This is a genomic window from Serratia montpellierensis (assembly GCF_020858655.1).
In the GTDB taxonomy this organism is placed as follows: Bacteria; Pseudomonadota; Gammaproteobacteria; order Enterobacterales; family Enterobacteriaceae; genus Serratia; species Serratia montpellierensis.
Genome location: NZ_VOSN01000002.1, coordinates 506,131 through 517,580, shown reverse-complemented (window position 1 = coordinate 517,580; position 11,450 = coordinate 506,131). Strand labels below are relative to the sequence as shown.

General features: G+C 60.5%; 7 protein-coding genes. 3 read left to right on the top strand and 4 right to left on the bottom strand.

Features of this window, described 5'->3' with window-relative positions; translation table 11 throughout:
- Window positions 1–111: 111 nt before the first annotated feature.
- From hutU to FUU19_RS03605, 3 genes are all read left to right on the top strand, one after another.
- Window positions 112–1,803: a urocanate hydratase gene (gene hutU / locus FUU19_RS03615; RefSeq protein WP_025159649.1), complete on the top strand. Its 1,692-nt coding sequence runs from the start codon at window positions 112–114 to the stop codon at window positions 1,801–1,803.
- Window positions 1,800–3,335: a histidine ammonia-lyase gene (gene hutH, locus FUU19_RS03610; RefSeq protein ID WP_043135860.1), complete on the top strand. Its 1,536-nt coding sequence runs from the start codon at window positions 1,800–1,802 to the stop codon at window positions 3,333–3,335. Before hutU ends, hutH begins: the two co-directional genes overlap by 4 nt.
- Window positions 3,336–3,437: 102 nt before the next feature.
- Window positions 3,438–4,832, top strand: coding sequence for an amino acid permease (locus FUU19_RS03605; protein ID WP_230489613.1), 1,395 nt, complete (start codon window positions 3,438–3,440; stop codon window positions 4,830–4,832).
- Window positions 4,833–4,951: 119 nt separating this feature from the next.
- Here FUU19_RS03605 and eno read toward each other — a convergent pair whose 3' ends face one another.
- The 4 genes from eno to relA all read right to left on the bottom strand — a co-directional run bounded on the left by eno (window position 4,952) and on the right by relA (window position 11,446).
- A complete protein-coding gene (gene eno / locus FUU19_RS03600; protein ID WP_025301599.1) occupies window positions 4,952–6,247 on the bottom strand; it encodes a phosphopyruvate hydratase in 1,296 nt (431 codons plus the stop codon).
- 81 nt (window positions 6,248–6,328) lie between these two features.
- On the bottom strand, window positions 6,329–7,966 hold the full coding sequence (gene pyrG, locus FUU19_RS03595; RefSeq protein WP_197833332.1) for a glutamine hydrolyzing CTP synthase: 1,638 nt from the start codon (window positions 7,964–7,966) through the stop codon (window positions 6,329–6,331).
- Between the two features lie 351 nt (window positions 7,967–8,317).
- Window positions 8,318–9,112, bottom strand: a complete 795-nt coding sequence (gene mazG / locus FUU19_RS03590) for a nucleoside triphosphate pyrophosphohydrolase (RefSeq protein WP_141970928.1) — start codon at window positions 9,110–9,112, stop codon at window positions 8,318–8,320.
- Between the two features lie 102 nt (window positions 9,113–9,214).
- On the bottom strand, window positions 9,215–11,446 hold the full coding sequence (gene relA, locus FUU19_RS03585; RefSeq protein WP_141970930.1) for a GTP diphosphokinase: 2,232 nt from the start codon (window positions 11,444–11,446) through the stop codon (window positions 9,215–9,217).
- Between the last annotated feature and the right edge of the window lie 4 nt (window positions 11,447–11,450).

Here is an 11,450-nt window from a genome sequence, read left to right as displayed (position 1 = left end):
ATATGCTTGTACATACAAGTATATGTTAATAAGCCCTACGCATTGTTATGCCGTGGTACTCATCCCCACCGCGGCATGAAATCTGCACCGATACTGTTTGAGGAAACTGCTGTGACTACAAATAACAAAGTTCGCAATGTCGATGTACGCGCGCCACGCGGCACACAATTAAACGCAAAAAGCTGGCTGACCGAAGCGCCGTTACGCATGCTGATGAACAACCTCGATCCTGAAGTTGCGGAGAACCCACACGAACTGGTGGTGTACGGCGGCATCGGCCGCGCCGCGCGCGACTGGGATTGCTACGACAAGATCGTCGAAACCCTGAAAACGCTGGAAGAAGACGAAACCCTGCTGGTGCAGTCCGGCAAACCGGTCGGCGTCTTCAAAACCCACAGCAACGCGCCACGCGTGCTGATCGCCAACTCCAACCTGGTACCGCACTGGGCCACCTGGGAACACTTCAACGAACTGGACGCCAAAGGCCTGGCCATGTACGGCCAGATGACCGCCGGCAGCTGGATCTACATCGGCAGCCAGGGCATCGTTCAGGGCACCTATGAAACCTTCGTCGAAGCGGGCCGCCAGCATTACGACGGCAGCCTGCAGGGCCGCTGGGTGCTGACCGCCGGCCTGGGCGGCATGGGCGGCGCACAGCCGCTGGCCGCAACGCTGGCGGGCGCCTGCTCGCTGAACATCGAATGTCAGCAGAGCCGCATCGATTTCCGTCTGAAAACCCGCTACGTCGATGAGCAGGCCAAAGATTTGGACGACGCGCTGGCCCGCATCAAAAAATACACCTCAGAAGGCAAAGCCATCTCCATCGCCCTGTGCGGCAACGCGGCTGAAATCCTGCCAGAGCTGGTGCGCCGCGGCGTGCGCCCAGACATGGTCACCGATCAGACCAGCGCCCACGATCCGCTGAACGGCTACCTGCCGAAGGGCTGGAGCTGGGAAGAGTATCGCCAGCGCGCCCAAACCGAGCCGGCTAAAGTGGTCGCCGCCGCCAAGCAGTCGATGGCCGATCACGTCAAAGCCATGCTGGCCTTCCAGCAGATGGGCGTGCCGACCTTCGACTACGGCAACAACATTCGCCAGATGGCGAAAGAAACCGGCGTCGACAACGCCTTCGACTTCCCGGGCTTCGTGCCGGCCTACATCCGTCCGCTGTTCTGCCGCGGTATCGGGCCGTTCCGCTGGGCGGCGCTGTCCGGCGATCCGCAGGACATCTACAAAACCGACGCCATGGTGAAAGAGCTGATCCCGGATGACGAACACCTGCACCGCTGGCTGGACATGGCGCGCGAGCGCATCAGCTTCCAGGGCCTGCCGGCGCGCATCTGCTGGGTTGGCCTCGGCCAGCGCGCCAAGCTGGGCCTGGCGTTCAACGAGATGGTGCGCCGCGGCGAACTGTCCGCCCCGATCGTCATCGGCCGCGACCACCTGGATTCCGGCTCCGTTTCCAGCCCGAACCGTGAAACCGAAGCGATGAAAGACGGTTCCGATGCGGTTTCCGACTGGCCGTTGCTGAACGCCCTGCTGAACACCGCCAGCGGCGCCACCTGGGTTTCCCTGCACCACGGCGGCGGCGTCGGCATGGGCTTCTCCCAACACTCCGGCATGGTGATCGTCTGCGACGGCACCGACGAGGCCGCCGAGCGCATCGCCCGCGTCCTGCACAATGACCCGGCTACCGGGGTCATGCGTCACGCCGACGCCGGTTACGATATCGCTATCGACTGCGCCCGCGAGCAAGGCCTGAACCTGCCGATGGTTGCCGCGACCCAAGGAGAAAAAGCATGAAAGCGCTGACTATTCGCCCAGGCAAACTGACGCTGGCCCAGCTACGCGACGTCTATCAACATCCGGTGACGCTGACGCTGGACGACAACGCCTACGGCCCTATCCAACAGAGCGTGGCCTGCGTGGAACGTATCGTTGAAGAAAACCGCACCACTTACGGCATCAACACCGGGTTTGGCCTGCTGGCTTCAACGCGCATCGCCCGCGACGATCTGGAAAACCTGCAGCGTTCGATCGTACTGTCACACGCCGCCGGCGTGGGCGAGCCGACCGACGACAACCTGGTGCGCCTGATCATGGTGCTGAAGATCAACAGCCTGTCGCGCGGCTTCTCCGGCATTCGTCTGGAAGTCATTCAGGCGCTGATCGCGCTGGTCAACGCCGAAGTTTATCCGCATATTCCGCTGAAAGGCTCCGTCGGCGCCTCCGGCGACCTGGCGCCACTGGCGCACATGAGCCTGGTGCTGCTGGGCGAAGGCCAGGCGCGCCATCAGGGCCAATGGCTGCCGGCGACCGAAGCGCTGGCCAAAGCCGGCCTGAAACCGCTGACGCTGGCGGCGAAAGAGGGTCTGGCGCTGCTGAACGGCACCCAGGTCTCCGCCGCCTTCGCGCTGCGCGGCCTGTTCGATGCCGAAGATCTGTTCGCCGCCGCGACCGTGGCGGGCAGCCTGACGGTGGAAGCGGCGCTGGGCTCTCGCAGCCCGTTCGATGCGCGTATCCACGAGGTGCGCGGCCAGCGCGGCCAGATCGACGCCGCCATCGCCTATCGCCACCTGCTCGGCGCGCGCAGCGAAGTCTCCGACTCGCACCGCAACTGTGAAAAAGTGCAGGATCCTTACTCCCTGCGCTGCCAGCCACAGGTGATGGGCGCCTGCCTGACGCAGATCCGCCAGGCCGCCGAAGTGCTGGAAATCGAAGCCAACGCCGTCTCCGATAACCCGCTGGTATTCGCCGAACAGGGCGACGTGCTGTCCGGCGGCAACTTCCACGCTGAACCGGTAGCGATGGCCGCCGATAACCTGGCGCTGGCGTTTGCCGAAATCGGTTCGCTGTCCGAGCGCCGCATCTCGCTGATGATGGACAAGCACATGTCGCAGCTGCCACCGTTCCTGGTGGAGAACGGCGGCGTGAACTCCGGCTTCATGATCGCTCAGGTGACCGCCGCGGCGCTGGCCAGCGAAAACAAAGCGCTGGCGCACCCGTCGAGCGTCGACAGCATTCCGACCTCCGCCAACCAGGAAGACCACGTTTCCATGGCGCCGGCCGCCGGTCGCCGCCTGTGGAGCATGGCGGACAATGTGCGCGGCATTCTGGCGGTCGAATGGCTGGCCGCCTGTCAGGGCCTGGATTTCCGCAACGGCCTGAAGACCTCGGAAGGTCTGGAGCAGGCGCGCCGTCTGCTGCGCGAGCATGTCAGTTTCTACGACAAGGATCGTTTCTTCGCCCCCGACATTGAAGCCGCCAGCCAACTCTTGGCGGCCGGTCACCTGACATCGCTGCTGCCTGCGGCGCTGCTGCCTAGCCAGGCATAATCATCACACACTGAATCACGCAGTTTGTTCTGCCCCGCCGGGTGCGTTCCACCCGGCGCGGGCAGCGCGTGCCTGTTCGGCAAACACTTAACGGGAAGCAACATGCGTAACGAAACGACACAACTCAGACGCGGACTAAACGCGCGGCATATCCGTTTCATGGCCCTCGGCTCGGCGATCGGAACCGGCCTGTTCTACGGCTCCGCCGGCGCCATCCAGCTGGCCGGCCCGGCCGTGCTGCTGGCCTACCTGGTGGGCGGCGCGGCGGTGTTCATGGTGATGCGCGCGCTGGGTGAAATGGCGGTGCACCAGCCGGTTTCCGGCTCGTTCGGCCACTACGCCAGCCACTATCTCGGCCCGCTGGCCGGGTTCCTCACCGGTTGGACCTACACCTTCGAAATGGTGATCGTCGCCCTGGCGGACGTCACCGCCTTCGGCATCTATATGGGGCTGTGGTTCCCGGACGTCGCTCAGTGGGTTTGGGTGCTCAGCATCATCCTGTTTATCGGCGCGCTCAACCTGTGCAGCGTCAAGGTATTCGGCGAGCTGGAGTTCTGGCTGTCGCTGGTCAAAGTCGCCGCCATCGTGGCGATGATCGTCGGCGGTGCGGCGGTGATGCTGTTCGGTTTCGGGCAAACCCAGCACGCCACCGGTATCAGCAACCTGTGGCAACACGGCGGCTTTATGCCTAACGGCTTCGGCGGTGTGGTCGCGTCATTGGCAGTGGTGATGTTCGCCTTCGGCGGCATCGAGATCATCGGCATTACCGCCAGCGAGGCGAAAGACCCCGCCAAAGTGCTGCCGAAAGCGATCAACGCCGTGCCGGTGCGCATCCTGCTGTTCTACGTGTTGACGCTGACGGTGCTGATGGCGATCTATCCGTGGAACAGCATCGGCCAGAACGGTAGCCCGTTCGTCGAGATCTTCAGCAACCTCGGCATCAGCTCCGCCGCCAACGTGCTGAATGTGGTGGTGATCACCGCCGCCATTTCGGCCATCAACAGCGACATCTTCGGCGCCGGCCGCATGATGTATGGCATGGCGCAGGACGGCCAGGCGCCGCGCAGCTTCACCAAACTGACTGCCAGCGGCGTGCCGTGGATGACGGTGCTGGTCATGTCGGTCGCCCTGCTGTTGGCGGTGGTGCTCAACTACCTGATCCCGGAGAAGGTCTTCATGATCATCGCCTCGATCGCCACCTTCGCCACCGTCTGGGTGTGGCTGATGATCCTGCTGTCGCAGATCGTCATGCGCCGCACGCTGTCGCCGGAAGAAACTCGTCAGTTGAGCTTCCCGGTGCCGTGGTGGCCGGTGGCGCCGGCATTGGCGACCGCCTTTATGGCGTTCGTCATCGGCCTGCTCGGCTACTTCGAAGAGAGCCGCATCGCCCTGTACGTCGGGCTGGTGTGGATCGCTTTACTCACCGTGGCTTACTGGCTGTGGGTGCGCAAAAAAGGCGGGGGTTCGCCGGTGAGCGCGGCAACGCAACAGATGTAACGCTCGCTGTTGATAAAACCCGCTGCGGCGGGTTTTTTTATTGCGCGCTTTTGGCCGAACGCCGGCCATAAAAAAACCCGCCGCAGCGGGTTTTTATTTAACAACCGAATCGGTCGAACTTACTGGCCTTTAACTTCTTTCAGGCCGTTGAATGGCGCACGGTCACCCAGCGCTTCTTCGATACGGATCAGTTGGTTGTATTTGGCAACGCGGTCAGAACGGCTCATGGAACCGGTTTTGATCTGGCCAGCCGCAGTCCCTACCGCCAGGTCGGCGATGGTCGCGTCTTCGGTTTCACCGGAACGGTGAGAGATCACCGCGGTGTAACCGGCGTCTTTCGCCATCTTGATAGCCGCCAGCGTTTCGGTCAGAGAACCGATCTGGTTGAACTTGATCAGGATGGAGTTAGCGATGCCTTTCTCGATGCCTTCTTTCAGGATCTTGGTGTTGGTCACGAACAGGTCGTCGCCCACCAGCTGGATTTTGTCGCCCAGCACTTTGGTCTGGTAAGCGAAGCCCGCCCAGTCGGATTCATCCAGGCCGTCTTCGATAGACACGATTGGGTACTGTTTGGTCAGCTCTTCCAGGAAGTGAGTGAACTCTTCGGAAGTGAAGGCTTTGTTGCCTTCGCCGGCCAGCACGTATTTACCGTCTTTGTAGAATTCGGAAGCCGCACAGTCCATCGCCAGCGTCACGTCTTTGCCCAGCTCGTAGCCCGCCGCTTTTACCGCTTCAGCGATAACCGCCAGCGCTTCGGCGTTGGAACCCAGGTTTGGCGCATAGCCGCCTTCGTCGCCCACGGCGGTGTTCATGCCTTTGGCTTTCAGAACTTTCGCCAGGTGGTGGAACACTTCAGAACCGATGCGCACCGCTTCTTTCAGGGTTTTCGCGCCAACCGGCTGAATCATGAATTCCTGAATGTCGACGTTGTTGTCAGCGTGCTCGCCGCCGTTGATGATGTTCATCATCGGCAGTGGCATGGAGAATTTGCCTGGGGTGCCGTTCAGCTCAGCGATGTGCTCGTACAGCGGCATGCCTTTAGAGGCTGCGGCCGCTTTCGCTGCTGCCAGGGAAACCGCCAGAATGGCGTTGGCGCCGAAGTTGGATTTGTTTTCGGTGCCGTCCAGATCGATCATGATCTTGTCGATGTTCGCCTGGTCTTTGGCATCTTTACCCAGTACTGCCTGAGCAATCGGACCGTTTACTGCAGCAACGGCTTTCAGTACGCCTTTACCCAGGAAACGAGACTTGTCACCGTCACGCAGTTCCAGCGCTTCGCGGGAACCGGTAGAAGCACCGGACGGCGCAGCAGCCAAGCCGACGAAACCGCCTTCCAGATGAACTTCGGCTTCAACAGTCGGGTTACCGCGGGAGTCGATGATTTCACGACCGATGACTTTAACGATTTTGGACATTAGGTTTTCCTCAGTACAAGTTAAACTAAAACTCCAGACAAACAGCGCGCGGTTCTCACCGCGCGCCGCCCACCAAATATTTTATTTCACCTGGCGCTTCTGATGCTCGCCTGCGGCTTTCACGAAGCCGGCGAACAGCGGATGCCCATCACGCGGCGTAGACGTAAATTCCGGGTGGAACTGACAGGCTACAAACCACGGGTGATTCGGCAGTTCAATGATCTCGACCAGCTTGTTGTCGGCGGAACGACCGGCGACACGCAGCCCTGCGGCTTCGATCTGCTTCAACAGCATGTTGTTAACTTCGTAACGGTGACGGTGACGCTCGACAATGGTCGGTTCGCCGTACAGCTGACGCACCAGGCTGTTGTCGCTCAGGTTGCACTGTTGGCCACCTACGCGCATCGTGCCGCCCAAATCGCTTTCTTCGCTGCGCATTTCGACGTTGCCGTCTTCGTCGCGCCATTCGGTGATCAACGCCACCACCGGGTACTTACAGTCTGGCATAAACTCGGTGGAGTTGGCGTTTTCCATGCCGGCCACGTTGCGAGCGAACTCCATCAACGCCACCTGCATGCCCAGGCAAATGCCCAGGTAAGGAATGTTGTTCTCGCGCGCATAGCGTGCGGTCATCACTTTGCCTTCCACGCCGCGGTAGCCGAAGCCGCCCGGGATCAGGATCGCGTCCAGCCCTTTCAGCACTTCCACGCCGCGGGTTTCCACGTCCTGCGAGTCGATCAGCTTGATGTTCACAGTCAGACGGTTTTTCAGCCCGCCGTGTTTCAGCGCTTCGATCACCGACTTGTAGGCGTCCGGCAGCTCAACGTATTTACCGACCATACCGATGGTCACTTCGCCGCCCGGATTGGCTTCTTCGTAGATCACCTGTTCCCATTCGGCCAGGTTAGCTTCCGGTGCGTTCAAGCTGAATCGTTTACAAATATAATCGTCCAGCCCCTGAGATTTCAATAGGCCTGGAATTTTATAAATAGAATCAACGTCTTTCAGAGAGATAACCGCTTTTTCCGGCACGTTGCAGAAAAGCGCGATTTTAGCGCGTTCGTTAGCAGGAACCGCGCGATCGGAACGGCAAATCAGCACATCCGGCTGAATACCGATGGAAAGCAGCTCTTTTACGGAATGCTGGGTCGGCTTGGTTTTCACTTCGCCGGCCGCCGCCATGTACGGCACCAGCGTCAGGTGCATGTACAGAGTGTGCTCGCGGCCCACTTCCACCGCCATCTGACGGATGGCTTCGAGGAACGGCAGCGATTCGATATCGCCGACGGTGCCGCCGATTTCCACCAGCACCACATCGTGGCCTTCGCCGCCTTCGATGATGCGCTCTTTGATCGCGTTGGTGATGTGCGGAATGACCTGCACGGTCGCGCCCAGATAGTCGCCGCGGCGCTCTTTACGCAGCACGTCGGAGTAGATGCGGCCGGTGGTGAAGTTGTTGCGACGCGACATTTTGGTGCGGATGAAGCGCTCGTAGTGACCCAAATCCAGATCGGTTTCTGCGCCGTCTTCGGTGACGAAAACTTCCCCATGCTGAATCGGGCTCATGGTGCCCGGATCCACGTTGATGTACGGGTCCAGTTTCATGATGGTAACGTTGAGGCCACGGGCTTCAAGAATAGCCGCCAGAGAGGCTGCGGCAATGCCTTTACCCAGAGAGGATACGACCCCGCCGGTCACAAAAATATAATTAGTTGTCATGCTGAACCTGAGAGTTTAGGTTTAAAGACGATGGAAGAACCAGGACGGGAAAGTAGTATACCCGAACCTCTCCTGACCTACAAACGATCGTTTTGCTGTCCATCATCTCGGCCGCCCTCGCGTGTTCATCAGGGTTTACTCCGCCGGCGCCGCATAAACCCTCCAGGTAAAACAAAGAGTTAGCAGAGAAAATTTCTTTTTACCGCCCCTCAGGAGCGATAAAACGCCTTAGATTTCAGTTTGTTGCCCTTTTGCTGCCGCCGACAGCCATGCGCCGCCGATCTGACCGCAAGCTTAACCGTTTCAGCTTGAATGAACCTTGTCGGCGATCAACATTGTCGTTGCAGCGATTCAATTTTCCTGGCGTTTCACCTGCTGCCAGGCCTCTTCCATCTGCTCCAGCGTGGCGTCCTCCAACCGCAGCCCGCGTTGCTGGACAATCTCTTCCACCTGACGGAAGCGGCGCTCGAACTTGCGGTTCGCCGCCTGCAATGCGTTCTCCGCCTTGTGGCCCAAATGGCGCGACAGGTTCACCGTGGCGAACAGCAGATCGCCGATCTCCTCTTCCAGCTTGCTCTCGTCGACCACCGCCTGGCGGGCTTCGTGCATCACTTCGTCGATCTCTTCGTACACTTTGTCCAGTACCGGCCCCAGGGTGTTCCAGTCGAAGCCGACCGAGGCGCAGCGTTTTTGGATCTTGTGCGCTTTCATCAACGCCGGCAGCGCCTGCGGAATGTCGTCCAGCACCGAGTGCAGCGCTTTTTCGGCGCGCTCGCCGGCCTTCAGCTGCTCCCAGCGCGCCGCCACGGCTTCGCTGTCTCCGCCCTCGGCGTCGCCGAAGATGTGCGGATGTCGGCGCTCCAGCTTGTCGCTGATGGCGGTGCACACCTCATCAAAATCGAACAGCCCCTGCTCCTGCCCCATCTGGGCGTAGAACACCACCTGAAACAGCAAGTCGCCCAGCTCATCGCGCAGATCGGCGTAGTCCTGCCGTTCGATGGCGTCCAGCACTTCGTAAGTCTCTTCCAACGTATAAGGCGCAATGGTGGCGAAGGTTTGCTTGCGGTCCCACGAGCAGCCGAGCTGCGGGTCGCGCAGCGTTTTCATGATATTCAGCAGACGCTGCAGCGGAGTGGATTGGGTCATAAAAAATCTCTGAGAAAGAATGGGGGCGCAGGGGAGCGCCCGCAGAATTCATGGATTTCTGGCCGCATCCGCTATCGATACGGCCCGAAAGGCGATGTGGGCTTAGTTGCCGTGCAAACGCTTGGCGTCTATCACGTCCGGCAGTTGGTTCAGCTTCGCCAGCACCCGGCTCAGCACCTGCTGGTTGTAAATTTCGATATCCATGTCGATGGTGGCCAACTGCTTCTTGGTATCGCTGCGGCTGGCGACGCCCAGCACATTGACCTTTTCGTTGGCCAGAATGGTGGTAATGTCGCGCAACAGCCCGCTGCGATCGTTGGCCATCACGCGCACCACCAGCGAATAACCGCTGGAGTAGCTTTCGCCCCATACCGCATCGACGATGCGCTCCGGCGCGTGCGATTGCAAATCGACCAGCTGATCGCAGTCCGCACGGTGGATCGAAATACCGCGCCCCTGGGTGATAAAACCGACGATGTCGTCGCCCGGGATCGGCTGGCAGCAGCGGGCGATGTGGTGCATCAGGTTGCCCACGCCCTCCACCACCACGCGGCCGTTATCCTTGTTGCGGGTCGGCGGCGGCGCTTTCTGCTGCACCAGCTGGCGCAGCGCCTCACGATCCTGCTCTTCGGCGCTCGGCTTGTTGAACTTGCCCTGCAGGTAATTCACCATCTGGTTCAGGCGAATGTCCCCGCCGCCGATCGCCGCCAGCACCTCGTCCAGCGAGTTCATGTTGTAGCGCGGGATCAGCAGCTTCTCGGCCTCTTTCAGGCTGATGCCGAGGTGTTCCAGTTCGTTGTCCAACATCTGGCGGCCGGCGAGAATGTTCTTGTCGCGGTCCTGCTTGCGGAACCAGTTGTGGATCTTCGAGCGCCCGCGGCTGGTGGTGACGTAGCCCAGGTTCGGGTTCAGCCAGTCGCGGCTCGGGTTCGGCTGTTTCTGGGTGATGATCTCAATCTGATCGCCCATCTTCAGCTGATAGGTAAACGGCACGATGCGGCCGCCGATCTTGGCGCCGATACAGCGGTGACCGACGTCGCTGTGAATGTGATAGGCAAAATCAAGCGGCGTAGAGCCGGCCGGCAGATCCACCACGTCGCCTTTCGGGGTAAACACATAGACCCGATCGTCGAACACCTGGCTGCGCACTTCGTCGAGCATCTCGCCGGAGTCCGCCATCTCTTCCTGCCAGGCGATGAGCTTACGCAGCCAGGCGATGCGCTCTTCGTAGCCGGAGCGCACGGTCACGCCAGCGCCCTCTTTGTACTTCCAGTGTGCGGCCACGCCCAGCTCGGCGTCTTCATGCATTTGCCGGGTGCGGATCTGAATCTCGACGGTTTTGCCGCGCGGCCCCAGCACCACGGTGTGGATAGACTGGTAGCCGTTGGGTTTCGGGTTGGCGACGTAGTCGTCGAACTCGTCCGGCAGGTGGCGGAAGTGGGTATGCACGATGCCCAACGCCGCATAGCAATCCTGCAGACGCTCCGCCACGATGCGCACCGCGCGCACGTCGAACAGTTCGTCAAACGCCAGGTGCTTTTTCTGCATCTTGCGCCAGATGCTGTAGATGTGTTTCGGCCGGCCGTAAATCTCCACCCGAATGCCTTCGCTGGCCATCTCGGCGCGCAGCCCAGCGACGAAATCGTCGATGAACTGTTCGCGGTCGATGCGGCGCTCGTGCAACAGCTTGGCGATGCGCTTGTATTCTTCCGGATGCAGGTAGCGGAAGCAGAAATCTTCCAGCTCCCACTTCAACTGGCCGATGCCAAGCCGGTTGGCCAGCGGGGCGTAGATGTTGGAACACTCTTTCGCCGCCAGCACGCGTTCGTCTTCCGGCGCGTCCTTCACCTCGCGCAGGTGGGCGATACGCTCCGCCAGCTTGATGACCACGCAGCGGAAATCCTCCACCATCGCCAACAGCATGCGGCGCACGTTGTCGACCTGTTCGGAGGCCATCGAGTCGTTTTGGGTGGCTTTCAGTTGACGAATGGCGTCCATGTCGCGCACGCCGTGCACCAGCGCGACGATGCCATTACCGAACGCTTCGGTCAGGGTCTCTTCCTGCACGATGCCGGCGTCCACCAGCGGGAACAGCAGCGCGGCGCGCATGCTGTCGTTATCCATGCTCAGCGTCGAGAGGATTTCCACCATCTCCAAGCCGCGCCACAGCAGCAGCGAGGCGTCGGGATGGTTCAGGGTCTGCTGCTCACAATAACGCCAGGTTGCGGCCAATCGCTCACATGACTGCGGGTTAGGTAGCCCCAAGCCGGCGATCCACTCATCAAGAGCGAACTCACCCGCCGTATTCAGATGTGCACTTCTTACCGCAACCATAACT

What these genes read in the sequence shown, in the direction of transcription:
- hutH (WP_043135860.1), top strand. Translation starts at nt 1,800, where the DNA reads ATGAAAGCGCTGACTATTCGCCCAGGCAAACTGACGCTGGCCCAGCTA.
- FUU19_RS03605 (WP_230489613.1), top strand. Translation starts at nt 3,438, where the DNA reads ATGCGTAACGAAACGACACAACTCAGACGCGGACTAAACGCGCGGCAT.
- eno (WP_025301599.1), bottom strand. Translation starts at nt 6,247, where the DNA reads ATGTCCAAAATCGTTAAAGTCATCGGTCGTGAAATCATCGACTCCCGC.
- pyrG (WP_197833332.1), bottom strand. Translation starts at nt 7,966, where the DNA reads ATGACAACTAATTATATTTTTGTGACCGGCGGGGTCGTATCCTCTCTG.
- mazG (WP_141970928.1), bottom strand. Translation starts at nt 9,112, where the DNA reads ATGACCCAATCCACTCCGCTGCAGCGTCTGCTGAATATCATGAAAACG.
- relA (WP_141970930.1), bottom strand. Translation starts at nt 11,446, where the DNA reads ATGGTTGCGGTAAGAAGTGCACATCTGAATACGGCGGGTGAGTTCGCT.